The organism is Janthinobacterium sp. J1-1, from assembly GCF_030944405.1.
Lineage (GTDB): Bacteria > Pseudomonadota > Gammaproteobacteria > Burkholderiales > Burkholderiaceae_D > Janthinobacterium.
Map to the genome: position 1 here is coordinate 70,367 of NZ_CP132340.1, position 26,752 is coordinate 97,118.

At 56.2% G+C, this 26,752-nt stretch carries 26 protein-coding genes and 1 pseudogene; 18 read left to right on the forward strand and 9 right to left on the reverse strand.

All coding sequences use genetic code 11. The features are described 5' to 3' along the window. Positions 1-47 precede the first annotated feature (47 nt). Positions 48-548, reverse strand: coding sequence for an arsenate reductase ArsC (locus Q8L25_RS30930; protein ID WP_070289039.1), 501 nt, complete (start codon positions 546-548; stop codon positions 48-50). Positions 549-605: 57 nt separating this feature from the next. Further along, on the reverse strand, positions 606-932 hold the full coding sequence (locus tag Q8L25_RS30935; RefSeq protein ID WP_070289040.1) for a helix-turn-helix transcriptional regulator: 327 nt from the start codon (positions 930-932) through the stop codon (positions 606-608). A gap of 541 nt (positions 933-1,473) precedes the next feature. On the opposite strand from Q8L25_RS30935, the gene Q8L25_RS30940 reads away from it, so the two are divergent. Continuing rightward, complete coding sequence (locus Q8L25_RS30940; RefSeq protein WP_083287603.1) at positions 1,474-1,818, forward strand: CzcE family metal-binding protein; 345 nt, start codon at positions 1,474-1,476, stop codon at positions 1,816-1,818. A gap of 39 nt (positions 1,819-1,857) precedes the next feature. On the opposite strand, the gene Q8L25_RS30945 is transcribed toward Q8L25_RS30940, so the two are convergent. Continuing rightward, complete coding sequence (locus Q8L25_RS30945; RefSeq protein ID WP_083287604.1) at positions 1,858-2,286, reverse strand: DUF4440 domain-containing protein; 429 nt, start codon at positions 2,284-2,286, stop codon at positions 1,858-1,860. A 443-nt stretch (positions 2,287-2,729) separates the two neighbouring features. Between Q8L25_RS30945 and Q8L25_RS30950 the strand changes: the two genes are divergently transcribed. Genes Q8L25_RS30950 through Q8L25_RS30980 form a run of 7 tightly spaced genes read left to right on the forward strand, consistent with a single transcriptional unit; the run spans position 2,730 to position 7,787 of the window. After that, positions 2,730-3,083 (forward strand): hypothetical protein, encoded by a 354-nt coding sequence (locus Q8L25_RS30950; protein ID WP_070289041.1) that lies wholly within the window; start codon positions 2,730-2,732, stop codon positions 3,081-3,083. 1 nt (position 3,084) lies between these two features. Next, entirely contained in the window at positions 3,085-4,470 is a 1,386-nt protein-coding gene (locus Q8L25_RS30955; protein WP_070289042.1) for a TolC family protein, read from the forward strand. Continuing rightward, on the forward strand, positions 4,467-5,858 hold the full coding sequence (locus Q8L25_RS30960) for a multicopper oxidase family protein (protein ID WP_070289043.1): 1,392 nt from the start codon (positions 4,467-4,469) through the stop codon (positions 5,856-5,858). The genes Q8L25_RS30955 and Q8L25_RS30960 overlap by 4 nt, the downstream gene beginning before the upstream one ends. 25 nt (positions 5,859-5,883) lie before the next feature. Continuing rightward, positions 5,884-6,213, forward strand: a complete 330-nt coding sequence (locus tag Q8L25_RS30965; RefSeq protein ID WP_100429701.1) for a copper-binding protein — start codon at positions 5,884-5,886, stop codon at positions 6,211-6,213. A gap of 21 nt (positions 6,214-6,234) precedes the next feature. Next, on the forward strand, positions 6,235-6,603 hold the full coding sequence (gene copC / locus Q8L25_RS30970) for a copper homeostasis periplasmic binding protein CopC (RefSeq protein WP_070289046.1): 369 nt from the start codon (positions 6,235-6,237) through the stop codon (positions 6,601-6,603). Beyond that, on the forward strand, positions 6,604-7,503 hold the full coding sequence (locus Q8L25_RS30975; RefSeq protein ID WP_070289047.1) for a copper resistance D family protein: 900 nt from the start codon (positions 6,604-6,606) through the stop codon (positions 7,501-7,503). A 32-nt stretch (positions 7,504-7,535) separates the two neighbouring features. Then, the gene (locus Q8L25_RS30980) at positions 7,536-7,787 is read left to right on the forward strand and encodes a hypothetical protein (RefSeq protein ID WP_308925929.1); all 252 of its coding nucleotides are present in this window, start codon (positions 7,536-7,538) and stop codon (positions 7,785-7,787) included. On the opposite strand, the gene Q8L25_RS30985 is transcribed toward Q8L25_RS30980, so the two are convergent. After that, positions 7,762-8,930, reverse strand: a protein-coding gene (locus Q8L25_RS30985) for an IS3 family transposase (RefSeq protein WP_308921162.1) whose coding sequence is annotated in 2 segments (ribosomal slippage) — positions 7,762-8,666 and positions 8,666-8,930 — 1,170 coding nt in all. Because the reading frame shifts where the segments join, the coding sequence is not laid out codon by codon here. The two genes, Q8L25_RS30980 and Q8L25_RS30985, sit on opposite strands and share 26 nt — an antisense overlap. Before the next feature lie 56 nt (positions 8,931-8,986). On the opposite strand from Q8L25_RS30985, the pseudogene Q8L25_RS30990 reads away from it, so the two are divergent. The 10 genes and pseudogenes from Q8L25_RS30990 to Q8L25_RS31035 all read left to right on the forward strand — a co-directional run. Further along, positions 8,987-9,313, forward strand: a pseudogene (locus tag Q8L25_RS30990) (plastocyanin/azurin family copper-binding protein); the annotation flags it as partial. Positions 9,314-9,412: 99 nt separating this feature from the next. Beyond that, positions 9,413-11,794 (forward strand): heavy metal translocating P-type ATPase, encoded by a 2,382-nt coding sequence (locus Q8L25_RS30995; RefSeq protein ID WP_100429702.1) that lies wholly within the window; start codon positions 9,413-9,415, stop codon positions 11,792-11,794. Positions 11,795-11,836: 42 nt separating this feature from the next. Then, entirely contained in the window at positions 11,837-13,237 is a 1,401-nt protein-coding gene (locus Q8L25_RS31000; protein ID WP_308925931.1) for a hypothetical protein, read from the forward strand. Positions 13,238-13,292: 55 nt separating this feature from the next. Continuing rightward, a protein-coding gene (locus tag Q8L25_RS31005; protein ID WP_308920467.1) for an IS3 family transposase occupies positions 13,293-14,845 on the forward strand; the annotation gives its coding sequence in 2 pieces (ribosomal slippage) (positions 13,293-13,758 and positions 13,758-14,845; 1,554 coding nt in all). A 141-nt stretch (positions 14,846-14,986) separates the two neighbouring features. Further along, a complete protein-coding gene (locus tag Q8L25_RS31010) occupies positions 14,987-15,160 on the forward strand; it encodes a hypothetical protein (protein WP_308925932.1) in 174 nt (57 codons plus the stop codon). Between the two features lie 29 nt (positions 15,161-15,189). Then, positions 15,190-16,742 (forward strand): IS3 family transposase gene (locus tag Q8L25_RS31015; protein WP_308920467.1). Its coding sequence is split into 2 segments (ribosomal slippage): positions 15,190-15,655 and positions 15,655-16,742, totalling 1,554 coding nucleotides; the frame shifts between segments, so codons are not numbered across the junction. A gap of 202 nt (positions 16,743-16,944) precedes the next feature. Then, entirely contained in the window at positions 16,945-17,310 is a 366-nt protein-coding gene (locus Q8L25_RS31020) for a transposase (protein WP_308925933.1), read from the forward strand. Further along, positions 17,307-17,654, forward strand: coding sequence for an IS66 family insertion sequence element accessory protein TnpB (tnpB, locus tag Q8L25_RS31025; protein ID WP_308925934.1), 348 nt, complete (start codon positions 17,307-17,309; stop codon positions 17,652-17,654). The genes Q8L25_RS31020 and tnpB overlap by 4 nt, the downstream gene beginning before the upstream one ends. Positions 17,655-17,683: 29 nt before the next feature. Then, positions 17,684-19,228, forward strand: a complete 1,545-nt coding sequence (locus Q8L25_RS31030; protein WP_308925935.1) for an IS66 family transposase — start codon at positions 17,684-17,686, stop codon at positions 19,226-19,228. A gap of 72 nt (positions 19,229-19,300) precedes the next feature. After that, entirely contained in the window at positions 19,301-19,645 is a 345-nt protein-coding gene (locus Q8L25_RS31035; protein WP_308925936.1) for a flagellar basal body protein, read from the forward strand. 161 nt (positions 19,646-19,806) lie between these two features. Here Q8L25_RS31035 and Q8L25_RS31040 read toward each other — a convergent pair whose 3' ends face one another. Genes Q8L25_RS31040 through Q8L25_RS31060 form a run of 5 tightly spaced genes read right to left on the reverse strand, consistent with a single transcriptional unit; the run spans position 19,807 to position 26,560 of the window. Beyond that, a complete protein-coding gene (locus tag Q8L25_RS31040) occupies positions 19,807-20,067 on the reverse strand; it encodes a hypothetical protein (protein WP_070289049.1) in 261 nt (86 codons plus the stop codon). A 58-nt stretch (positions 20,068-20,125) separates the two neighbouring features. Next, positions 20,126-20,485, reverse strand: coding sequence for a hypothetical protein (locus Q8L25_RS31045; RefSeq protein ID WP_131687601.1), 360 nt, complete (start codon positions 20,483-20,485; stop codon positions 20,126-20,128). A gap of 5 nt (positions 20,486-20,490) precedes the next feature. After that, positions 20,491-23,646: an efflux RND transporter permease subunit gene (locus Q8L25_RS31050; RefSeq protein ID WP_308925937.1), complete on the reverse strand. Its 3,156-nt coding sequence runs from the start codon at positions 23,644-23,646 to the stop codon at positions 20,491-20,493. After that, the gene (locus Q8L25_RS31055) at positions 23,643-25,214 is read right to left on the reverse strand and encodes an efflux RND transporter periplasmic adaptor subunit (protein WP_308925938.1); all 1,572 of its coding nucleotides are present in this window, start codon (positions 25,212-25,214) and stop codon (positions 23,643-23,645) included. Before Q8L25_RS31055 ends, Q8L25_RS31050 begins: the two co-directional genes overlap by 4 nt. Further along, positions 25,211-26,560, reverse strand: coding sequence for a TolC family protein (locus Q8L25_RS31060; RefSeq protein WP_308925939.1), 1,350 nt, complete (start codon positions 26,558-26,560; stop codon positions 25,211-25,213). Before Q8L25_RS31060 ends, Q8L25_RS31055 begins: the two co-directional genes overlap by 4 nt. Positions 26,561-26,752: the final 192 nt, after the last annotated feature.

Genomic DNA, 26,752 nt, shown 5'->3' on the forward strand with positions numbered 1-26,752 from the left:
AAGTAAGGCATGCCCGTTATCAACAGGCATGCCGGGGCGCTCGCCTACTAGACGGCGCTTTGTCCAATTGCCTTGATCTCGTGCTGGATCGCGTTTTTTTCGAGCATGTGCAGCGGCAAACTGACGAAAACGTTCATCCGGGTCATGATCTGCCGGAACACCTTATGGAATACCTCGCGCTTTTCTGCGTCGGTGCCAGTAGCTGCAGCCGGATCTTCGAATCCCCAGTGCGCCGAAAGCGGATGACCTGGCCAGTATGGGCAGACTTCGCCGGCGGCGTTGTCGCACACAGTAATGATGAAGTCCATGTGTGGTGCGTCTGGAGTACCGAATTCATCCCAGCTCTTGCTGCGCAGTTTATCGAGCGGATAGCCGGTCGCTTCAATTTGCTCGATGGCGAATGGGTTGACGCTGCCGCCCGGGTGGCTGCCAGCCGAAAAGCCACGGAAGCGGCCCTTGCCCATGGTGGAGACCAGCGCCTCGGCCATCACGCTACGGGCTGAGTTGCCGGTACAGAGAAACAACACGTTGTACACTTTGTCGGTCATGACGAATCCTTTAATCACTGCGTTGGTTGGGGGGCGATTCAATTTGTACGTTTGGATTCATGCGGCATCACAGGCTGCGCCTTGCGCAGTAGTGCAAGGCGCGCCGCCGCAGCAGTTTTCGGTCAAAAAGCCGATCAGGGCATTCATGCTGTCGATATGCGCGGCGTAGATGACAAAGCGTCCATCTTGGCGCGGCACGATCAGGTCCGCGTGCACCAGTTCCTTCAAGTGAAATGACAGGGAAGATGGCGGGATGCCCAGCTGTTCGGCAATCTTCGTTGCCGCCATCCCTTGCGGTCCGGTCTGGACAAGCAAGCGAAAGATGGCCAGGCGTGACTCCTGTGCCAGTGCCGCCAACGCAGCGATGACATTTTTAGTTTCCATGTGCACTCCTTTTAATTTCATATTTCTATAATAATCGAATTATGAAATTAATGTAAACCTATTTTTATGCGCGGCTATCGATTCACCTTGGTACGGAACTCTTGACGTCCTGGTCTTCTCCAGACGTATCGACATACCAATTAGCTGAATCTTCGTACTCAGTGGCAGAGGTGTGCGTCTCTCAGCACGTTGGAAACTCTGGTATCGCATGTATCTGGCGACAAACGACTTATCGAGAGGTAATAAGCTGCTCAATCAAATGGCGGTACTGCTAGCGCTTAAAGCGAATGCTTGGCGGCCGCAACGACGGCATGCCTATCTTCACACTCGACCTACTCTTGATAAACCATTGCTGCGCCTAGCATGTTGCCGCAAGAAAGTCGCGGTTCCACTTCGAACCTGCTACCTTAATCAAATTATCAAGGTTTCTGTAATGAAAATGTAATGTTTCAGTCATTCGGGTGTGCGGGTCCCCTACGTAGAATAGCTTCATCGGATCCGCAACTTCATTCACCCGCACCTGAAAAATAAGGACATTCCAATGAAATCCATCAAAGCCAACATCGTCGCCGTTTTTGCTGTCATCGCTCTCAGCCCGCTTGCCGCGATGGCACACCAAGGCGAAATGCACTCGAATCCAGCGTTTGGCAGTGCTGCTCCGGCGCCGGCCGCCACGCGCACTATCACGATTTCATCGACTACGAAGTATGTGAATGTCGCCCAGGGCGACGTCGTCAAGTTTGATGTGGATGGTAAGACGTTCACTTGGCAGTTCGATACGCTACGAGCCAATTCGAGCTTTGACTTTTCGGCAATTGCGCCGTCTGGCGTGAATACCCACGGCGTACGTGTGTACGTGGCACCTAACCCGACCTACGCCAACTAATTACATGTACGCCCGCCAGTGTACTGCTGGCTCATGAAGTTATTGAGATTTGCGGGACGACCAGTGCAGATGAAAGATGACCCATTGATCGCCCTGTTTTTCGAGCAAAGCTGTTTCCGTGCCGAATAAGTGCACATTTTTGCCCTGGAATTGTCCTGTGGTCTCTGTTTCCTGCATCACGACGGCCAGGTTTCCATCAATACGTTCGTTTTGTTTTAGGACTTTGCTTTTAGTGGCCTTAGCAAAGGCGGTATCGGCTGGCAGGTGATGGCCAGCGTATTCATCACGTGAACGCTCAACATGCCCAGATTCGTAAATTTTAATTTCAGGGCTAAGCAAAGTGCTCGCCTGCTCGGATATTCCGCTGGCGAGCGCTTCGTGAAATGCAGCAACAGTTTCAGTTGGTGTGGCGGCGTATAGGGGAAGACTGAATACGGAAATAGCGATCAGGGAAGTAAGTTGGCGCACGAGGTCTCCAGTGTTTTTGTTTATATGATGAATTGCAGTGATGCAATTAAATCAGCGGGCGGTGATTGTGACAAGGTGGAAGTGAAAATACTCTGGAAAACTGAAATTCGCTTGACCTTCCGCCAGTTGGAAGGTGTAGCGTAAAAAGGCGATTTCATCTCAGGTGGTTCAGGTAATTTGCAAGGAACTTAGTTGTCCGTCATAGGGAAGATACTGCAGATGAATTTCATGCTGACGCGCATTGTAAGCAACCGGGCCAAAATAGGTGCAGGACAGCGTACGCCTTACTCTACCTTTGGAGGCAACAATAGCCGCCACTCATTCCTCGCGTCCCTTGAGCTCCCTCCACACCACTTTCCCCGCCACCTCCTGAAATCATGCACTGGCGTTCGCCTCACCTCGTGCTGTATCCACCCAGTAACCAGTCATTTTGAAAGAGAATCATGCAACGCTTCCACTTATTGCTTCTGGCAACGGTTAGCTTCTCGCCGGTTGTCTATGCACAATCCACTCAACCCGCGAGCACCACGGCGACAGTGACGGATGCTAAGGCCATTGTGCCGCCGTTGAAATATGTTTCTGCTTTTGCGGATGCTAAGCCGATTGGGGAGCCCCCGATATCTCCAGATAAGGCCTGGATTCAGGCAAATAAAGAAGTGACAGGGGACTCTCAGCATGGCGATCTGGGGGACATGTCGATGGAAATGGTACCCGGTGCAAAAAGCCAGGAAGAACCCAAGCCGTCTTCGGCGAACGATCCGCACAAAGGCCATCAAATGAACATGAAAGGCAAATGACATGAAGCGACTATCGTTGCCAACACCCAATCGGGTAGCTACTGTATTCGGTGTCATATTTCTTGCAGGTTGCGCCAGCTTTTCACCGGATGGTGGATTAAATGATGTCTCTCGGCTAACGCAAGAGAGGATTGGACAGGTCAAGCCCTTCACGAAAGAGACGCTGAAAGATAGCCAACAGTCCACTTCACAGGTGCAATCACTGCTGTCCGCGCCACTGACGCCTGAATCTGCGGTTCAGATTGCGCTGCTCAATAATGCAGCGCTGAAGATCTCCTTCGCTGAATTGGGCGTCTCGGAGGCTGAGTTTGTACAAGCTGGACGGATGCGCAATCCAAGTTTTAGTTTCGGCCGCGTCAGTGGTGGTGGCGATGCGGAAATCGATCGCAGTGTGATGTTTGATATTGCGGGCCTGCTGACGTTGCCCACGCGTCGCCGCGTTGAGCAAGGACGCTTTGAGCAAGCCAAGTTGCTAACAGCTGCTCAGGCTGTGCAGTTGGCGGCAGAAACCCGTCGGGCATATTTTATGGCCGTTGCGGCGGCCCAATCGGCCGCTTTCGCGGAGCAAGTGCGTGGCGCCGCCGAGGCATCATCGCAACTCGCCGACAGCATGACCAAGGTTGGAAACTGGAGCACACTTGATCAGGCCCGTGAGCGTGCGTTTTACCAAGATGCGTTGACACAATTAGCGAGGACCAGGCATGAAGCAACAGCCACGCGCGAACAGCTCATTCGCCTCCTGGGCCTGTGGGGAGAGCAGCAAAATTTCGTCCTGCCTGACAGATTGCCTCCACTGCCGGAAAAGCCGCAGGAAACGAACAATGCGGAAGCACAGGCAATGTCGCAACGTCTCGATATGCTGTCGGCCCGCCGCGATACCGAGGCAACGGCCGCGGCACTTGGCTTGACAAAGGCAACTGGCTTCATCAACGTTTTTGATGCCGGCTACACCAATAAGAGTACGACAGGTTTGCCACGCGAGAGCGGCTACCAGATTTCCCTTGAATTACCAATTTTCGATTGGGGTGGCGCCAAGGTCGCGCGGGCCGAGGCGCTCTACATGCAGTCCGTTCATCGCACCACCGACACTGCCGTGCGGGCGCGCTCGGAAGTTCGGGAGGCGTACTCCGCATACCGCACTAGCTATGACATCGCCCGTCATTATCGTGACGATGTTGTGCCGCTGCGGAAAAAAATATCCGACGAGGTTCTGCTTCGCTACAACGGGATGCTTGCCAGCGTATTCGAATTACTGGCAGATTCGCGCGAGCAACTGGTGAGCGTAAATGCCGCCATCGAAACCCAGCGCGACTTTTGGATTGCAGAAACCAAACTTCAATCCGCCATCAACAGCGGAAGTACGAACGATACAAGGGCCATGCCATGATTTCACGTAGAGATTTTTTCAGAGGTGCAGGTGCTGTAGCGGTAAGCGCCGCTGCCGTTAGCAAGGCCGGTGCCGCGTCATTGCCTGAGGCCATGTTGATGGACAATGCCAAGACGCACATCCCTCCGGTGCCACCCACTGGCCGGCCCTACAATCCGGTCGTGACCCTGAATGGCTGGTCATTGCCATGGCGGATGAATAACGGCGTAAAAGAATTCCATCTCGTTGCCGAACCCGTGGTGCGTGAACTTGCACCAGGGATGAAAGCCAACCTTTGGGGCTATAACGGGCAATCCCCAGGCCCGACAATTGAAGTGGTCGAAGGTGACCGGGTGCGTATTTTCGTGACCAACAAGCTACCTGAGCACACCAGTGTTCATTGGCATGGCCAGCGCTTGCCGAACGGTATGGATGGCGTAACGGGCCTCAATCAACCGGGTATCGCTCCGGGAAAGACTTTCGTCTACGAATTCGAGGCCAAACGGCCAGGTACATTTATGTATCATCCCCACGCCGACGAGATGGCCCAGATGGCGATGGGGATGATGGGCTTCTGGGTGACCCATCCAAAGGATCCATCGCTCCATGCTGTGGACCGTGATTTCGTTTTCCTGCTCAACGCGTATGACGTGGAGCCGGGAAGCTATACGCCGAAGATCAACACCATGCTGGACTTCAACCTGTGGACATTCAATAGCCGCGTCTTCCCCGGCATTGATTCATTGCCTGTGCGCCAAGGTGACAAGGTACGCATCCGTGTCGGTAACCTGACGATGACGAATCACCCTATTCATATACATGGCCATGAGTTTTTCGTCACTGGTACGGATGGCGGCTGGACACCACCGGCGTCGCGCTGGCCTGAAGTCACCACCGATGTCGCAGTTGGGCAAATGCGCGCCATCGAGTTCGTCGCTACTGATCTGGGTGACTGGGCACTTCACTGCCATAAATCCCACCATACCATGAATGCAATGGGCCATTCGGTACCGACAATGATTGGCGTCAACCATCGCGGGGTTGCTGAAAAAATTAACAAAATCGTCCCTGAATATATGGTGATGGGCGACAAGGGCGGCTCCATGGGAGGCATGGAAATGCCGCTACCAGATAATACTTTACCGATGATGACGGGTGAAGGACCGTTCGGTGGGGTTGAGATGGGGGGAATGTTTACCGTCTTGAAGGTGCGCAAGGACCAGAAGCGCGGCGACTACTCCGATCCTGGCTGGTACAAGCATCCGGCCGGAACCGTGGCATACGAGTGGACGGGTAACCTTCCTGAGCCAGAACGTGCAACTAACGCTGGGGGGCAGTCGATGCCGACGATGAACAAACCCAATATTGAAGTTACTGTTCGTAAACCGACCGGACATAGCGGTCACTAATTTTTTTTAACTGAAAGGAAACATCATGAAAAACCTGCACAAAGTTGTATTGGCAACCTTGATTGGCCTGTCATCCGTGGCAACGACCTCCGTGGCGCTCGCACAGCAGCAGAGCGCCTCCGCGACGCAAGACGCGATGAGCGAAGGGGAAATCAAGAAAGTGGATAAGGACGCCGGCAAGCTGACCATCAAACATGGCGAGCTGAAGAACTTGGGCATGCCTGGGATGACTATGATGTTCAAGGTCAAAGAGCCGTCGATGCTTGACAAGGTCAAACAAGGCGACAAAGTACGTTTCGTGGTGGAAAAAGTTGGCGGTGCATTGACGGTCACTTCCATCGAAGCAGTAAAGTAAATTTAACAAAGAGAGTTGAACATGAAGACACTGCGGAAAATGATTCTTGCCACATCCATTGTGGCGGCAACGCTGGCTACCCCATTTGCCTTGGCACATGCGAGCTTGAAGAGCTCCAATCCCGAGGCAGGTGCCTCCCTGGCAGTTGCACCAAAGGAGATTGCGCTGACCTTCAACGAGAAGGTGGAAGAAGCCTTTAGCTCAATCACTCTGAGCGATGACGAAGGCAAAGCCGTTGCTGCAGACAAGGCAAAGGTTGATGCAGCAAATCCGGCCATCTTACGCTTGGAAGTACCGACATTGAATGCTGGCGCCTATACCGTGAGCTGGGCAGTTGCAGGGCACGATGGACACCGTCGCAAAGGCGACTTTAAGTTCACGGTGAAATAAATGGATGCAGTCTCGCTGTTGCAAGTCAGTTCAGCTTTGCTGCTGAACCTCGGCTTTGCCTGGCTCGTTGGATCATGGTTTGCACGCTACTGGATGCGTTCTAGCGGTGTCGATCATGATCATTTCGAACCAGCGCTGCGCAAACTTGACTTGATGGCAGCGGCAATCAGCATGGTTGGTAGTGCATCGGCACTATTGAGCGCGACGGCGGTCATGGGAGGTGTAGGGCTACGCGAAGCGTGCCCGATGTTTTGGATGATGGTGTCGACAACTGACTACGGACATGCAGGCTGCGCCATTGTTGTGACGATGCTTGTTCTCTTTATTGTTCGATTTGTAGGCGGAGTCGGCCGCAGCAGCGATATTGCTGTCGTTCTGCTTTTGGCTATTTTTTCTGCAACACGGGCGTCCATGGGGCATGCGGGCGAGGAAGGCTTCTGGACCATTCCGCTAGCGGTTGAAGCGATCCATTATTTTGCCATCGGCCTATGGACTGGTGCAGTGATGGTTTCCGGCTGGTTTGTTCTACATAAGTCGCGGATAAGGAAATTTGATACGGGTACCACCGATCAATACCTAGAATTGATGTCCCAGGCAGCAATGCTTGCAGTAGTTGCCATTGTTGCTACTGGAATTTACAGCGCATGGCACCGAGTGGGGAGCTCAGAGCATCTTGTTCATACCACCTATGGCATCACCTTACTGGTCAAAGTTGCAATGGTCCTTCTTGCCGTCGCCTTGGGCGGCTACAACAAATTTCTTGGATTGCCTGCCGCCTCCCGCTCCTCCCGCGGCGTCACTCTGGTGAGAGTCGTTTTACAAGTAGAGACCTTGCTACTGCTCGGTGCACTGTTTGCGGCTGCAATTCTTACCACTCAACAACCACCTACCGCGATGTAATGTCGCGACGGTTTTCTACAAGGGAGTACTATATGAAAAAGATGACCTTAAATGCAATTGCAGTAATGTTACTGGCCAGTTTGAGCACTTTCAGCATTGCTGCGGTACCGGATAGCAACCCAGCAGCACATAGTGGCCACCAGCATGGCGCAAATGAGCAGAGCGCATCTCTTGTGGGCAAGGCGGGTGACCCGAAAAAAGCGACGCGTACCGTCACTGTCGATATGAGGTGTACTGTCAATAGCGGACACTCTTGTTTCAAGCCACCCGCGGCTGTTTGCTGAATTTTTCAGCGAACAACGCGGGCGGAACATTGCCAAGGCGCGAATGGCGTCGCTGGCGGTTGTAAAAGCTTTCGATATATTCCTGTATTGCGGCTTTCGCGTCGGCCCGGGTCGCGTAACGTTGATGGTGCACCAGCTCGTTTTTCAGGCTGCCCCAGAAGCTTTCCATGGGCGCGTTGTCATAGCAGTTTCCTCGGCGCGACATGGACGGCTTCATGCCGAACTGCGTCACCAGTTTCTGATAGTCGTGGGCGCAATACTGACTGCCACGGTCGGAGTGGTGAATCAAGCCCGGCGCGGGGCGTTTGTTGCGCACGGCCTTCCACAGTGCTGTTGCCGTCAGCGTTTGCGTCATGCGCTCGTCCATCGCGTAGCCCACCAGCTCGCAGGTGAACACGTCCTTGATACCGGCCAGGTAAAGCCAGCCCTCGCCGGTCGCCACATAGGTGATGTCGGTCACCCAGGCTTCGTTCGGCCGGGTCGGCGCGAAAGTCTGATTGAGCAGGTTGTCGGCCACCGGCAGGTCATGATTCGAGTTCGTGGTGGCCTTGAACTTGCGCTTTTGCTTGCAGCGCAGGGCGAGCTCGCGACGCAGACGGACGATACGATCACGGCCGGCCGGAAAGCCTTGCGCCGTCAGTTCCGGCTGCATGCGCAACGGGCCATAAGTCTGCCGGCTCTGCGCGTGCACGGCCTCGATGGCGACCTTCAGGCGTGCGTCGTCCTGCGCCCGCTGCGACGGTTTGCCGTTCGACCAAGCGTAGAAACCGCTGCGCGAGACGCCAAAGACGCGGCACATGATGGTGACAGGAAATTCGAGTCGCAAGGTCTTCATGACCGCGTACTTGGCAGCGACTCCCGCGCAAAGTACGCTGCCGCTTTTTTTACGATATCGCGCTCCATGCGTGCCTCGGCAAGCTCTTTGCGCAGCTTGGTTACCTCAGCCTCAAGCTCCGGCACGGAGCGGCTACCAGGGGCTACTTTGGGCGACGTGCCGCGCCTTGCCGCACTGACCCAGTTCGCTAGCGTGCCCTTGGGAATGGTGAGACGCAACGCGGCGTCTTCCAGCGTCAGGCCTTGTGTCAGGACCAGTTTTACCGCTTCTTCCCGAAGCTCCGGTGTGTATGTTGTTGAGCGTGTCATAAGTTCTCCAGTTGGTGAAGTTTACCAAACTAGAGTGTCCGAAAAAGTCAGGGTACCTCAATATGAACGACACCATGCGTTTTAACCCAGCGTCTATCGCCGTGAAACGGGGCGAGACTATTCGCTTTGTCGTCAACAATTCCGGCAAGATCAAGCATGAGATGGTCATTGGTTCTGAGAGCGAGTTGAAAGAACATGCCCAACAAATGGCAAAGTTTCCGGAGATGGAGCATGCGGAACCCAATCAGGTGACCCTGACGCCTGGGAAATCGGGAACCATTGTCTGGCAGTTCGACAAAGCCGGCAAAGTGGAATTTGCGTGCTTACAACCCGGCCACTTTGAGGCGGGCATGAAGGGGCAGGTAGTGGTTTCTGCCAAATAGATGACTTCATTCGGCGGGAATGTTCAATTCCCGCCGTTGCCGCAATAGCTGGTTCCACCACAGCCAACGAAACAGGCGAATCTGGCCAAGGAGTGATTCATGAGTAGAACTGACGCCGAGCATCATGCACACGAGCATCATCACGACAGCCACAGTAAAACTGAACCCGACGATGCGCGGCTGGCAGTAGACGAAAAACCATTCATTGACCCGGTATGCGGTATGCACGTTGGCGCAAATCCCGAAAAAGAAATCACCTACAAAAGTATGGTCTACCACTTCTGTAGCGGAAAGTGCATGACAAAGTTCAACGCAGCGCCAGATTCCTTTATCGATAAAGCGAATGCGGCACCCAACCCTGCGCATGCCCCCCAGGAGGGAGCAGTCTACACCTGCCCGATGCACCCCGAGATTCGCCAGCCAGCACCGGGAACTTGCCCTATTTGCGGCATGTCGCTCGAACCTGAAATGCCGACGCTAGATGAGGCGGAAAACCCGGAGCTAGTCGATTTTCGCCATCGTTTCTGGTGGACGCTGCCTCTTACCTTAGTGGTGTTCTTACTGGCGATGTTTGGGCATGTGTTCCTTTCTATGGGGCTGCCAGGCCAAAACTGGATTGAATTCGCATTAAGTACACCTGTCGTACTGTGGGCCGGCTGGCCATTTTTCAGACGCTGGGCGCAATCGCTGGCACGCATGAGCCCGAATATGTGGACTTTGATTGGCTTTGGCGTAATGGCTGCTTATGGCTATAGTGTCGTCGCCACAATCGCACCGGGCCTCTTCCCGCTTACCTTTGCTGCACATGGCCGCATAGGCGTATATTTTGAAGCAGCGGCAGTCATTGTTTCGCTCACGCTTCTTGGACAGATACTTGAGCTGCGCGCACGCTCCCAAACTTCCGCCGCAATCAAATCCTTACTTGGCCTCGCTCCAAAGACGGCTCGACGCATTCAGGACGATGGCTCCGAGGATGACATCCCGCTCACGCACGTCCACGTCGGCGACAAACTCCGTGTCCGACCCGGTGAGAAGGTACCAGTTGATGGCGTAGTGCTCGATGGCGAGAGCTCGCTCGATGAGTCAATGCTGACTGGCGAGCCCTTACCTGTGACAAAGCGTGCAGGAGACACGTTGATTGGCGCAACGATCAATACCAGCGGGAGCCTGATTATGCGTGCCGAAAAAATCGGCAGCGACACGATGTTGTCTCAAATCGTACAAATGGTCGCGCAGGCGCAGCGCTCCCGCGCGCCTATGCAACGACTCGCCGATAGTGTTGCAGGCTATTTCGTGGTCGTTGTCGTGGCAATAGCGCTACTGACGTTCGTGTTATGGGGAATGTATGGCCCTGAACCGAGCTGGGTCTTTGGTTTTGTTAACGCCGTTGCAGTACTGATCATTGCTTGCCCATGTGCATTGGGGTTAGCCACGCCGATGTCCATTATGGCCGCCACAGGCCGCGCGGCCACCCAAGGTGTGCTCTTTCGGGATGCCGCAGCGATAGAAGACCTCAAGAAGGTCGACACACTGATTGTCGACAAGACGGGGACCCTCACTGAAGGTAAGCCTTCCTTTAACAGCGTGGTCGCAGCGCCCGGTTTCAAGGACGAAGACGTCCTGCAAATGGCGGCGAGCATAGACCAGGGCAGCGAACATCCGTTAGCGCACGCGATCGTCTACGAAGCGAACAGGCGAGCACTGGTGCTAACCAAACCTGACAGTTTTGAGTCTGCCAGCGGTATTGGCGTGCGCGGCACGCTTGGCGGGGTGCACATCGCACTGGGCAACACCGCGCTGATGGATGCTGACAAAGTCGATTGGAGGCCGCTTGCTGAGGTCGCTGAACGCCTGCGGACAGAAGGTGCTAGCGTCATGTATCTATCCTCTGACGGCGTTTTGGCTGGACTGATTGCGGTGTCGGATCCCATCAAGGCAACGACGCATGAGGCCATAGAAGGCTTGCGCGCTGAAGGGCTGACCGTAATCATGGCCACTGGCGATGGCGTCACCACTGCGAAGTCCGTAGCCGAAAGGCTGGGCATCACGGAGTTCTACGGCGAGGTGAAACCACAGGACAAGTTGGCCTTGGTAGAAAAACTGCAAAAGCAAGGCAAGGTGGTCGCAATGGCCGGCGATGGAATCAATGATGCCCCCGCACTGGCGAAGGCCAATGTTGGTATTGCCATGGGTACAGGAACAGACGTGGCTATCAATAGCGCTCACGTCGCTTTAGTAAAAGGAGATCTGCGTGGGATTGCCCTTGCCCGTCGAATCTCGGTCGATACTGTTCGAAATATGTGGCAGAACCTGGGCTTCGCGTTTGTCTACAATGCCTTGGGCATTCCCCTGGCTGCCGGTGTGCTGTATCCATTTACTGGCCAACTGCTATCGCCGATGATCGCCGCGTTAGCGATGAGCCTGAGTTCCGTGTCTGTCATTACCAATGCACTCCGGTTGCGCGGTACCGGTCGGCCTTAACCGCTGACTGTGGCACCGAGCGACATTCTTGTGGAAGCAAACATGAATATACCTGCGATAGTGAAAGCTGCATCGAATAATGGCTGCTTGCTTAGCAACGAAGAATTGAATTTTCTTCCGGCTGCACGCCTCAATAGAGACTGTTTCTGCACCAGTTTGGATAGCTCCGCATTGAAAATAGCGCTTTCTAGCGAACCGGGAATGGACGGATTGCACGAGTTGATCGAGGAGCGGTGTCCCTATCTATTTTCTGCGCGGCCTATTTTTGTCTCGTATCGCCAAAGCAAACGTATTGCGGACGTTATTGCAGCGATTGAATCCGTAATATCGCTGCCATCGTATCGTGCGCGCGTTCTGACTGATGCTCCTGACATTGCCAAGCATAATCCTGATGATGCAAAAGGAGTATTTTTTGGCTATGACTTCCACATCCACGACGATACCTTGGCGCTCATCGAAATCAACACAAATGCCGGTGGAGCGATGCTCAACGCCGCGATGGCAAAAGCCCATAGATCGTGCTGTCTCAGCGATAGTGAATTGACACGAGCCATTGATAGCGGTGCGACCCTTGAAGATACCATCTTCAACATGTTTGAGTCGGAATGGGCGCTCTCTCAACGTTCACAGCCACTTCGGACAGTCGCGATAGTTGACGAACATCCAGAGCAGCAGTATCTCTATCCCGAGTTTGTTCTTTTTCGACGCTTGTTCGAACGCCACGGCATAGAGGCCGTTATTGCCTCACCATCGGACCTTACCTATCGTGATGGCGTTTTACGTCATGGGGATCTTGCTATCGACTTGGTCTATAACCGGCTGACCGATTTCATGCTTGAGTCGCCCCAGTGTCTCCCATTGCGTTCGGCGTATCTAGAAAGCGCAATCGTGCTAACGCCGCACCCCCAAGCGCATACCCTCTATGCAAATAAGGCAAATCTGGTTCTGCTATCGGATAAGAAAGAGCTCGTAGCGCTTGGCGTAGCCCCCGCCGTGCAAGATATTCTGCTCAAGAGCATACCGCGAACGCAGATTGTGACGGCCTCCGATGCGGACCGCTTGTGGACGGAGCGCCGAAAGTTGTTTTTTAAACCTGTTGCAGGTTACGGGGGGCGAGCCACGTACCGTGGTGAAAAGATCACCAAACGGGTATGGCAGGACATTCTGGCTGGTGACTACGTCGCTCAGGCCCTCGTCATACCCGGTGAGCGCTCGATCGGTTCCACCGATAATCCTAGCTCGCTGAAATTCGACCTTCGAGTCTATGTTTATGACGGAAAGGTGCAGTGGACCGCGGCCAGGATGTATCAGGGGCAAACCACCAACTTTCGCACCCCTGGAGGTGGTTTTGCACCTGTTTATAGTTTGGACGACGAGCGCACTGCGAATGAAATCAGCTCTATCGCGACTAGAGCTAGTTCCCATCCCCCTATGTCAGGATAGATGTCGCGTCACTTGAATCACTTTAATCCATCCGGGGGCGGAGCAAAGACGTACAGTGAATCAGTATCCAGCAGAACGCAAGGAAGCCATTCTTCGGCAGATGATGCCGCCGGAGAACAGGCCGGTGTCGGCCCTGGCGAAGGAGAATGGCATCTCGGAACAGACACTTTATACTTGGCGACGAAATCTACAGTCTCAGGGAGTGCCGGTGCCGGGAAATGGAAAGAATGCCGTCGTGTGGTCGTCGGCAGATAAGTTTGGGGTGGTGCTGGAAACGGCACGCATGAACGAGGCCGAACTGGCTCAATACTGTCGGGGCAAAGGCTTGTTCGTCGAACAGGTTGCCGACTGGCGCGAGGCTTGCCAGCAGGCCAATGAAGCGCCGGCCGAGCGCAACCGGGAACTGCGCGAGCAAGGCAAAAGCGACCGCAAAGAAATCAAGCAATTGAAGAAGGATTTGCAGCGCAAAGAGAAGGCACTGGCAGAGGCAGCGGCGCTGATCATTCTCAGAAAAAAAGCACAGGCGATCTGGGGGGAGCCCGAGGACGATTGATCGGCACCCCAGATCGCCAGCAGGTGATGATATTGGTTGAAGAAGCCGTTGACGGCGGGTGTCGGCGTGCGCAGGCATGTGGTGCGCTGGAGATCAGCCTTCGAACCTATCAGCGCTGGATGCTCGACAGTGATGGCAGCCAGGCCGACGGGCGCAAAGGCAGCCGCCGCAGGGCGCCGGCCAACAAGCTGAGCGAAGAGGAACGCCAGCAGATTCTGACGGTTGCCAACAGCCCTGAATTTGCCAGCAGTCCGCCTAGCCAGATCGTGCCGACCTTGGCTGACCGGGGCGAGTATCTGGCATCAGAATCGACCGTCTACCGGATCTTGAAAGAAGAGAAGCAGCAGCATCACCGCGGTCGGGCGAAGAAGCCCAGCACAAGGGTCGTCACGAGCCACTGCGCAATCGAACCGAACCGCTTGTGGGCGTGGGACATTACCTGGTTGCCGACCGGTGTGCGGGGTTTATATTTTTACTGGTACATGGTTCTTGACGTCTACAGCCGCAAGATCGTCGGGCATGAAGTGAACATCGCCGAGTCGGCGGAAATGGCCTCGCTGCTGATGCGCAAAGCCAGTCTGGCAGAGGGACTGGCCGGGCGTGAGGTGGTGCTGCACTCGGACAATGGCAGCTCGATGAAAGGCTCCACAATGTTGGCGACGTTGGAAAAGCTGGGGATCATGCCGTCGTTCAGCAGGCCCCGTGTGAGCAACGACAATGCCTACGCCGAGTCGCTGTTCCGGACCTGCAAATACCGGCCGAACTATCCGAGCAAGCCGTTTGAAAGTATCGAAAAGGCGCGGCAATGGACGCTGTCATTTGTGCAGTGGTACAACCATCAGCACAAGCACAGCGGCCTGAAATTCGTGACGCCTGCGCAACGCCATGATGGCCGGGACGGAGCGATCCTCAAGCACCGCAAGCAGGTCTACGAGGCCGCCAAGCAACGTCATCCAGAGCGCTGGACCGGGACTACGCGGGATTGGGAATTGAACGATGAGGTCTGGCTGAATCCGGAGCGGAAACCGCCAGAGGAATTAAGAAAAGCTGCATGACTTGACGCGACATCTTTGTTGACAACTACCGCCATCACGATTGAGACGTGTTTGATCCTTAAAGCGAACAGGTTAGTTAGTTACTCTATCCGACCAGCTCTCTGAAACGTCAGAAATCGAATGTCAATGAGGGAGGAATCCATGAATAAAATTGAATCGATCCAGGCATCTATCGGGCTCACAGTTAAGGGTAGCACCAGCGCGGAAGGCAAGACGGCAGGGCAAATGTTTTCTGCCACATTAGCTAATGCACTAGGATCGACGCCAATAGCCCCCTATGTCAGGATAGATGTCGCGTCACTTGAATCACTTTAATCCATCCGGGGGCGGAGCAAAGACGTACAGTGAATCAGTATCCAGCAGAACGCAAGGAAGCCATTCTTCGGCAGATGATGCCGCCGGAGAACAGGCCGGTGTCGGCCCTGGCGAAGGAGAATGGCATCTCGGAACAGACACTTTATACTTGGCGACGAAATCTACAGTCTCAGGGAGTGCCGGTGCCGGGAAATGGAAAGAATGCCGTCGTGTGGTCGTCGGCAGATAAGTTTGGGGTGGTGCTGGAAACGGCACGCATGAACGAGGCCGAACTGGCTCAATACTGTCGGGGCAAAGGCTTGTTCGTCGAACAGGTTGCCGACTGGCGCGAGGCTTGCCAGCAGGCCAATGAAGCGCCGGCCGAGCGCAACCGGGAACTGCGCGAGCAAGGCAAAAGCGACCGCAAAGAAATCAAGCAATTGAAGAAGGATTTGCAGCGCAAAGAGAAGGCACTGGCAGAGGCAGCGGCGCTGATCATTCTCAGAAAAAAAGCACAGGCGATCTGGGGGGAGCCCGAGGACGATTGATCGGCACCCCAGATCGCCAGCAGGTGATGATATTGGTTGAAGAAGCCGTTGACGGCGGGTGTCGGCGTGCGCAGGCATGTGGTGCGCTGGAGATCAGCCTTCGAACCTATCAGCGCTGGATGCTCGACAGTGATGGCAGCCAGGCCGACGGGCGCAAAGGCAGCCGCCGCAGGGCGCCGGCCAACAAGCTGAGCGAAGAGGAACGCCAGCAGATTCTGACGGTTGCCAACAGCCCTGAATTTGCCAGCAGTCCGCCTAGCCAGATCGTGCCGACCTTGGCTGACCGGGGCGAGTATCTGGCATCAGAATCGACCGTCTACCGGATCTTGAAAGAAGAGAAGCAGCAGCATCACCGCGGTCGGGCGAAGAAGCCCAGCACAAGGGTCGTCACGAGCCACTGCGCAATCGAACCGAACCGCTTGTGGGCGTGGGACATTACCTGGTTGCCGACCGGTGTGCGGGGTTTATATTTTTACTGGTACATGGTTCTTGACGTCTACAGCCGCAAGATCGTCGGGCATGAAGTGAACATCGCCGAGTCGGCGGAAATGGCCTCGCTGCTGATGCGCAAAGCCAGTCTGGCAGAGGGACTGGCCGGGCGTGAGGTGGTGCTGCACTCGGACAATGGCAGCTCGATGAAAGGCTCCACAATGTTGGCGACGTTGGAAAAGCTGGGGATCATGCCGTCGTTCAGCAGGCCCCGTGTGAGCAACGACAATGCCTACGCCGAGTCGCTGTTCCGGACCTGCAAATACCGGCCGAACTATCCGAGCAAGCCGTTTGAAAGTATCGAAAAGGCGCGGCAATGGACGCTGTCATTTGTGCAGTGGTACAACCATCAGCACAAGCACAGCGGCCTGAAATTCGTGACGCCTGCGCAACGCCATGATGGCCGGGACGGAGCGATCCTCAAGCACCGCAAGCAGGTCTACGAGGCCGCCAAGCAACGTCATCCAGAGCGCTGGACCGGGACTACGCGGGATTGGGAATTGAACGATGAGGTCTGGCTGAATCCGGAGCGGAAACCGCCAGAGGAATTAAGAAAAGCTGCATGACTTGACGCGACATCTTTGTTGACAACTACCGATAGTGGCAATGGCCTTGCCTCCAGTGGCAACTATTCAACACACACAGTTTGACCTTCCATTGAATTTGACCGCTGCTAAGATTTGGCGTAAGCGTCTCCCCACCGCCGTCTATCTTTAAAAGTCCACATGCCCCAAAGTAGTTCCCGTCACTTTTTTGATGGGAATCACTTTGGATACAGATAAAACGGCAGGCAACCGTAAGGGCCGCCCCAACTATCCGGCTGACTTCAAACGGCGTCTCGCCATCGAGGCTTGTGCACCTGGTATCTCGGTGTCCAAGCTGGCGCAGCAGAACGGCATCAACGCCAATATGCTGTTCAAGTGGCGCCGCGAGCTGCGTACCGGTTTGTTCGAGCCGGTCGTGCCGGCGCTGCTGCCCGTGCTGGTCAAGCCGGCTATGAGACGGTCGCCATCACTGCCCCCAGTTGAGCCAAGCAGCATGATCGAGATCATCATTGGCGATGCCGTCGTGCGTCTGCATGCCGGCATCGACGCCGCGCTGCTCCAGCTCGTCTTGCAAAGCCTGCGGCCGTGATTGGCTTGCCGGCGGGCACACGCATCTGGATCGCAGCCGGTGTGACCGACATGCGCTCTGGTTTCAACGGCTTGGCGGCCAGGGTGCAAACGGCCCTGGACGAAGACCCGTTCAGCGGTCACGTGTTCGTGTTCCGTGGCCGGCGTGGCGACATGATCAAAGTGCTGTGGTGGAGCGGTGATGGGCTATGTTTGCTGGCCAAGCGGCTTGAACGCGGCCGCTTCGTCTGGCCGCAGGCTACCAGCGGCACGGTATTGCTATCGCAGGCACAGCTGTCGATGCTGCTCGAAGGCCTCGACTGGCGGCGCCCCGAGCGCACCTGGCAACCATCATCGGCCTTGTAAACGTCGGCGCCCTCGCGTAAACTCGGCCCATGCTCAACCTCGCCGACCTGCCCAACGATATCGATGCCTTGAAAGCATTGCTGCTCGCGCAGCAGCAGGTCGTCGCCGGCTTGACTGAGCAGCTCAACACGCGCGCCGTCGAGATCGAGCATCTCAAGCTGCAGATTGCCAAATTGCGGCGCATGCAGTTCGGCCGCAAGTCGGAAAAGCTCGACCACCAGATCGAGCAACTGGAGTTGCAACTGGAAGACCTGCAGGCTGACGAGGGCGAAGCGGCGCGCGAGATGCCAGCGGCCGACCAGGCGCCGCGCAAGAAATCGGTGCGCCGGTCCTTGCCAGATCACTTGCCGCGAGACGAGAAAATGTACCCGCCGCCAGGCGAAGCTTGCCCCGCCTGCGGCGGTGGTCTGCACCCCTTGGGCGAGGACGTTGCCGAACAACTCGAATGGATACCAGGCAGTTTCCGCGTGATCCGCCATACGCGTCCAAAACTGGCCTGCAAGTGCTGCGACACCATCGTGCAGGCACCCGCTCCAAGCCGGCCGATTGCACGCGGCATCGCCGGGCCGGGCTTGCTGGCACATGTGCTGGTGGCCAAGTTTGCCGACCATCTCCCGCTGTACCGGCAGTCGGTGATCTATGCCCGCGAAGGCGTTGAACTGGAACGTGCGCTGCTGGCGAACTGGGTTGGTGCCGCCAGCGCCTTGTTGCGCCCGCTGGTGGACGCGATCCGGCGCCATGTGCTCGCTGGCACCAAGCTGCACGCCGACGACACGCCGATTCCGGTGCTGGCGCCGGGCAATGGCAAGACGAAAACAGCACGGCTGTGGACCTACGTGCGTGACGATAGCGCCTCCGGCGACACCACGCCGGCAGCGGTCTGGTTTGCCTACACGCCGGACCGCAAAGGCATTCATCCGCAAACTCACCTGGCCAACTTCAAGGGCGTGCTGCAGGCCGATGCGTATGCCGGTTTCAATGCACTCTATGTCGACGGCACGATACAGGAAGCGGCGTGCTGGGCACATGCGCGCCGCAAGTTCCACGATCTGCATGCAGCCAGACCATCGGCCATCACGACCGAGGCCCTGCGCCGGATCGCCGAGCTGTATGTGATCGAGGCCGAGATACGCGGCAAGCCGCCGCACGAACGACAGCAGGTGCGCCAGCAACGATCACGACCATTGCTCGACGACTTCGGCAACTGGCTACGCGCCACGCTTGAAAAGCTGTCGCGCAAGTCGGACACGGCGGCGGCAATCCAGTACGCGCTCAATCTGTGGCCGGCGTTGCTGCGCTACTGCGACAACGGCATCATCGAGATCGACAACTCGGCCGCTGAACGCGCGCTGCGTGGCGTTGCCATCGGCCGGCGCAACTACCTGTTCGCCGGTGCCGACAGCGGTGGTGAACGTGCAGCGGCCATCTACTCGCTCATCGGCACGGCCAAACTCAACGGTGTTGACCCCGAGGCCTGGCTACGCCATGTGCTGGCCAACATCGCCGATCATCCGGTCAACCGGGTCGACGACTTCCTGCCCTGGAACTGCGCCACGCAGTTCCCTTCGGCTTAAACAACACGCCGCTTCCCAGCGGTGTGATGCCATCATCTTCTAATTCATTGCCGGGTTCAAGACGATGCTGGCTTGACGCTTACGATTTGGCAGCAGGTGAGTATCAATGAACGTGCGCTCGGACTGCGGGCGTACCGTCAAGAACTTCTCGCATCCAATATCGCGAATGCCGATACGCCTGGATATGTGGCGGTAGATATTGACATTGAGAAGGCCTTAAAAACAGGAAAGTCAAAAGATGACGTTTCCCTGCAATTTCGTATTCCAGCCCAAGGTAGCATTGATGGAAACACCGTTGATATGGATGTTGAACGGGCCCAATTTGCTCACAATTCCCTCATGTATGAATACAGCGTTGATCGTGTCAAGGGACGCTTCAAGGAACTAGATGACCTTTTGAAAAATACACCATATTAGTAATCTCTTCTTGGAAATACTGACAGTAGCGACTTAATGCAACTACCGCAGGCAACGGAAAGATTAAGTCATGGCGTGATCGGGTAAGCACCTGAATGGATACGATCGCTGCTGGCCGCATATGCCACCAGCAGCGATCGCATCCAGCACTCAAAACCGCGTTACTTTTTCTTCATCATTTCCTGACAGTCCTTCATCATTTGATCCATTTTTTCATACATTTTCGGATCCATTTGATGATCCTTTTTTGGCTCCATCTGATGTTCCATTCCAGCTTGCGGGGCTTTATTGGCCGCTCGCATCATTTGCGCCTGCTTGGCCTTGCGCCCTTGCTCAATCAGTTGCCAGTCCGGGCCAGCGAAGGCGGGAAATGCAGTGCTAAGAGTGCTGATACAGAGCAGCGTAAGTAGTAATTTTTTCATGATAGACTCCTCGATAAACTAATTTGATGTATGCATCGTCATCCCCATGGTCAAGTGGCTAATTCAACCATCGACAATACAAAAGCCGCAGCGCAACTGCGGGAACGTCTGACATATCAGAAAAAAAATCACTTCTATCCGTTTGCGAAACAAAACGCATCGTAGCAGTGGTAGCACCGAGATCCGGATAGTCGCCGCCTGCGTTATGGTCGGCAAAAGGTGGTCCCATATAGCAGAAGGCGCATGTCTGGCAGCTTGGCATGGCCATCGGCTGCGCAATCGCCGCAGATGCAGGCATGTCGTTTTGCAGTGGAAACGCCGGTATATGGCTGCACCAGATAAAACCGAACAACACCACCGCACACCTCACGAAATACACGAGGTGCTTAGCCGAGCGGTAGGTGCCGAACGGTCTCATGACGGCTAATTCTCCTCTGCTGCTGCCGAGCCGGCGGCACGGATCTGACGCCGACGAAGCAGCAGATAAACCGCAGGGACCACAAACATGGACAACAACGGCGCGGTAATCATGCCGCCAACCATCGGCGCGGCGATGCGCTGCATGACCTCCGACCCGGTGCCGGTGCCCAGCATAATCGGCACCAGGCCGGCGATAATGACCGCCACCGTCATTGCCTTGGGGCGCACGCGCAAGACCGCACCTTCACGAATTGCATCGAGCAGATCGGTTTCATTGGCGTTACCATTCACCAGACGTTCCTCCCAGGCATGCTTCAAATAAAGCAGCATGATGACGCCGAATTCGGCCGAGACACCAGCCAACGCGATGAAGCCGACGCCGCCGGCGACTGACAGGTGATAGTCGAGCAACCAGAGTAGCCAAATGCCGCCGGCCAGCGCAAACGGTAGCGTTGCCATGATTAAGGCCGCTTCGTCAAAGCGCTTGAAGGTCAGGTAGAGCAGCACGAAGATAATGAGCAAGGTCGCTGGCACGACGATTTTGAGTTTTTCTGTGGCACGTTCTAAATATTCGAACTGCCCCGACCAAGCAATGGAGTAACCCGCTGGCAATTTGACTTCCCGGGCGACGACTTGCTTCATGTCATACACAGTCGAACTCAAGTCGCGATCGCGAATATCGACATACACCCAGCCTGACAGCCGGGCATTCTCACTCTTGAGCATCGGCGGTCCGTCGTCAATGCGGATCGCGGCGACATCACCCAGCCGGATTTGCGCACCCCGCTCTGTCAGCACCGGTAGCTGGCGCAGTTTCTCGACTGAGTCGCGCACCTCGCGTGGATAGCGCACATTAATCGGGAAACGCTGCAATCCTTCGACAGTTTCACCGATATTGTCGCCGCCGATCGCTGCTGACACCACGCTTTGCAGGTCTGCAATATTCAAGCCGTAGCGGGCGGCCGCGTCGCGATTGATGTTGACGTCGATGTACCGTCCGCCATTCAGGCGCTCGGCCAGCGCCGAGGAGACGCCTGGCACCTTCTTGACTGCGCGTTCTATTTCACCTGTGATGCGGTCAATTTCCTGCAAGCTAACGCCTGCCACCTTGACGCCGACCGGGCTTTTGATGCCGGTGGCCAACATGTCAATTCGGTTGCGGATCGGCGGCACCCAGATGTTGGACAGCCCAGGCACCTTGACGGTGCGATCCAGTTCCTGTATCAATTTTTCCGGCGTCATGCCAGGGCGCCACTGATCGCGCGGCTTGAACTGGATCATGGTTTCGAACATTTCCAGCGGCGCCGGATCAGTGGCGCTCTCGGCTCGGCCGGCCTTGCCGAAGACGCTTTGTACCTCAGGTACCGTTCTGATCAGCCTGTCGGTCTGCTGCAACAACTGCGCGACCTTGCCGGCCGACAGACCGGGCAACGCCGACGGCATGTACAGCACATCGCCTTCATCCAGTGGCGGCATAAATTCGCCGCCGAGTCGACTCATGGGCCAGATCGTGATGGCCGCTACCAGCGCTGCCGCCAGCAAAGTCAGCTTTGGAAAACGCAGTACGACATCGAGCAGGGGGCGGTATAGCGCGATCAGGAAGCGATTGAGGGGATTCTTTTGCTCATCGGGAATCCGGCCTCGGATCAGATAGCCCATTAAAATGGGAATCAACGTCACCGCCAATCCAGCCGCCGCCGCCATCGCATACGTCTTGGTAAAGGCCAGCGGCGAAAACATGCGCCCCTCCTGCGCTTCCAGAGTGAACACAGGAATGAACGAGAGAACGATGATCAAAAGCGAAAAGAACAGTGCTGGCCCAACCTCAACCGCAGCGTCGCCAATGACACGCCAGTGCTCATTGCCCTTCAGCTGTTTACCCGGATGGGCATGATTCCAGACTTCAATATGCTTATGGGCATTCTCGATCATCACCACGGCGGCATCGACCATGGCGCCGACGGCAATGGCGATACCGCCCAGCGACATGATATTGGCGTTGACTCCCTGATAATACATGACGATAAAGGCGATCAGGATGCCGATCGGCAGCGTGATGATGGCCACCAACGCCGAGCGCAAGTGAAACAGGAACAGCGCACAGACCACAGCGACGACAATGAATTCCTCGATCAGCTTTTCTTTCAGGTTGGTCACAGCACGCTTGATCAGATTCGACCGGTCGTAGGTAGGAATGATTTCGACGCCAGGAGGCAGGCTTGCTTTTAGCTTTTCCAGCTTGACCTTGACGGCATCGATGGTTTCCAGCGCATTTTTCCCGGAACGCATGATGATCACGCCGCCAGCAACTTCGCCCTCACCATTCAATTCGGCAATCCCGCGCCGCATTTCAGGCCCGATCTGGATGCGCGCAACATCGCCCAGCCGCACCGATACGCCGGCGTCAGTCGTCATCAAGGGAATCTTGCGGAAGTCGTCCAGCGACTTCAGATAACCGGAGGCCCGTACCATGTATTCGGCCTCGCCCAATTCCAGCACGGAGCCGCCAGTTTCCTGATTGGCTTTCTGCACGGCATCGATAATTTTGCCATGCGGGATGTTAAAGGCGCGCATCTTGTCCGGATCGAGCACGATCTGGTACTGACGCACCATGCCGCCAATGCTGGCCACTTCCGAGACGTTGGACACCGCTTTCAACTCATACTTGAGAAACCAGTCCTGCAAGGCGCGTAATTGCGACAAATCGGTCTTGCCGCTACGGTCGACCAGCGCATATTCATAGACCCAGCCGACGCCGGTCGCATCGGGTCCGAGCGCAGTTTTTGCCTGCGGTGGCAGGCGTGACTGCACCTGGTTCAGATATTCCAACACCCGTGAACGCGCCCAGTACGGATCGGTACCGTCTTCAAACAGAATGTAGACGAAGGAGTCACCGAAAAACGAGTATCCGCGCACTGTCTTGGCACCCGGCACCGACAGCATGGTGGTGGTCAGTGGATACGTGACCTGATTCTCTACGATTTGTGGCGCCTGCCCCGGATAGCTGGTGCGGATAATAACCTGCACGTCCGACAGGTCGGGAATGGCATCGAGCGGCGTGCGCGCCAGCGACCATATGCCCCAGGCCGTAATGAATACAGTCGCCAACAAGACCAGAAAACGGTTGCTGATAGACCAGCGGATCAGTTTTGCGATCATTTTGCCACTCCCGCAGGTGCCTTCATGCCACCCATGGGTTTGTTCTCGGGTTTCGGCGCACCGGAGGTCGGCGCAATGGCCACGATCTCAAAGCTGCCATCTTCGCCTTGTTTGATGTCGAAGGCGACTCGGTCACCTATACCGATATTGCGCGGCATGCCCGTGGAAGGCACTTTGAAGCCCATCGTCATTGCCCCCCACTGCAGCGACGTGATAGGGCCATGCGAGATGGTGATTTCATCCTTGCCGATCTGTTCGACCTTGCCTACCCCATGGTGGCGCGGGGGGGCCTTGTCTGCGTTCGGGGATGGCGTATCGCTCATGCGTGTCGTGGTTCCCTTCAGGCTGGCCTCCGAATCGACCAGGAACTGCGCCGAGACGACCACCTTCTGGCCAGCGGACAGGCCCTTGCGGATTTCGGTGAGACCATTGCCTTCGCTGCCGACCTCCACATCGACGGGCATAAACTTGCCGCCCTCCTGGGCAAGCATGACAACGCTGCGTGTACCCGTCTGGATGACTGCTTCCGATGGCACCTGCAAAACATCGGCGCCACTGTTTGACGCGAAGGTCAGCGTAGCAAACATGCCGGGCAGCAACTGAGCGCCGGGGTTAGACAGCTCCACACGGGCTTTCAGGGTTCGCGTCGCGGCATTAACTTCCGGCAAAATGGCATTCACCGTGCCCTTGAAAATACTTCCGGCTAGCGCTTGTACCCGCGCTTCGACGGCGTCCCCGGGGCGAACCTTGGCCGCCACGCTCTCGGGCACTTCCGCGTTGACCCACACTGTCGCGAGCCCATTGATGCGAAACAGCGGCGCACCGGCGGAGACGGTCATTCCTTCCCGGGCGCCAAGTTCTGCGATCACACCGTTGATGGGTGCTGAGACTGTCAAGCGTGGATGGAGCTTTCCACTCGATTCGACTAGCCGGATTTGCCCGTCACTCATACCAACTAGCCGCATGCGCTGGCGGGCAGCGTCGACCAGGGATGCTGTTTCATTGCCTTGCATACGACGGCTCGCCAGATAGTCTTCTTGTGCCGCGATCCAGTCAGGGACATACAAGTCAGCCAAGGGTTGCCCCTTTTTCACCGGATCGAGCAGGGCACGCGCATACAAGCGCTCTACAAATCCACCGCTGCGCGCCTGCACCAGTGCCACGTCGCGCTCGTCATAGGCGACGTTACCGACGGCAACCAAGCCGCCGGACATCTTTCCTGATGTGACAAGTGCTGTACGCACTCCCAGATTTTGCTGGACCCGCGGGCTGATCGTGACATTACTATCCTCACCATCTCCCGCAGCATAGACGGGCACTAGCGGCATATCCATGAACGGTGACTTGCCGGGTTTGTCAAACTTCTGGCCCGGCACCATGGGGTCATGCCAATATAGTGGTTTCTTGTTGGCAGCACTCGCGGCGCCTGCTGCGTTGCCGGATACTGCCTTGACGTCACCTGGAGATACTGCTTCATGTGCTTGTCGTACGCCAAACTGGTAACCGGCATAAGCGACCGCTGCAAGGGCACCCGCAAGTACCAGGACGCGTAATTTTTTATTGTTCATTTGAATTCCTGCTGGCGATGTACTGCGGAAATCTGCGTGATTGCGATGTCGGGAAAGAGAAAGCGAAGCTGTGCCCAGAACTGGGCTGTATTCATCTGCAACTGCAGCAACTGAACGTGCATGTCCGCACTGTTACGCCTGGCCGCGAGCACCTCAGCCAAAGAGGCTTTTCCGCCACGATAGGAGGCCAGGACTGCCTGGCTTCGCTCGTCGGCAAGGGGCAACAGCTGGAGCGCGTAGCGCTCGCTACGTTCTTGGCCGCTCCTCCATTCGATGAGCAAGGCACGGATGTTGGCGGCATCTTCTCGCAGAAGTTCGTCGCGTTCGCTCCTCGCTTGTTCGACCAAGGCAAGTTTGGAGCTTAGCTCGCGGTCCTGCCGGTTCTTGCGATCCCACTGCAATGGCAGGGACAGGCCAACGGAGACCATGTTCGAATAGGCCGCGCCGCGCTGCTGGAATGCAAACTCGATACTCCAGTCCGGGCGCCGGTTCGCTTGTGCCAGATTGACGTCGGCCTGGGCGGCTTCTTCCTGCCGATTCAACACCATGATCTGCGGGCGGTGCGCCAGTTCGGTATCGAGCAAGGCCGGATCCAGAGGGATGGTGCCCAGGTCGGGCATGCTGGCCTCGGCAAGTTCGCCGCTGCTGCCGGTCCAACGCACCAGCATGTTTTTTGCCGTGTTGAGGTCGCGCTCGACCTGGCTGGTTCGATCTTCGATGGTTAACAAGGCAGATCGCGCAGCCAGCACGTCGGCCTGGCTGCCACGCCCGCCCCGATAGGCGGCCGTAGCGGCGTCAATTTCCTGGCGGGAAAAGACCACTTGTTCTGTCAGAACAACTGACATTTTCCGAATGTAGTAGACGTTGAGCCAGGAGATCGCCGTGTCGCGCTGAATCGCGGCGAGTGCGACATCTTTTTGCGCCTGCGCCTTGTCGGCTTCGCGCTCAAGACGTGCGGAACGCCAGCGCAATTTATCGGCGCGTGTCAGTTCCTGCGAAATGCCGATGCGCCGCATCGTCATGAAATCCCCGCTCAAACTAAAGCGATCGGTGCCACTTAAGGGCACATTATCGATGCCGACCTTGAGAGTGGGATCGGGGCGCTGCGCCACTGCTACCGCCATTTCGTGTGCGGCGACAGTTGCCTGGTCCTGCGCATGAAGTTGGCGCGAGCGGGCGACAGCCTGCTGCAGCGCCTCGGTGAAGGTGACTGGCTGGGGGGCCGCGCGCGCATCATGAACGAAGGCAAGCAGCGGAACAGTAAGGGCGAGAGTTAACGCCGTCTTCATGAATGGGTGAAGGCGGACGACGCGTGCATTTGTATGCACGGTGTACGGGATTGACATGGCAGCTCCAGAATGCGATGGGAGGCATCGCCTTGTCGAACCCGACAAGGCGATGGCGATCTAGGCAGTCTGGAGTGTTAAATACGGAAACAGCAATGGCGGATAGCGATAGGCGGTGCCGTTGGCCTCGCCAAGGTAATGAGCAAAGGAGGTTTGGCTGTATACACTACGGGAGTGTCATAAATAGCTAAC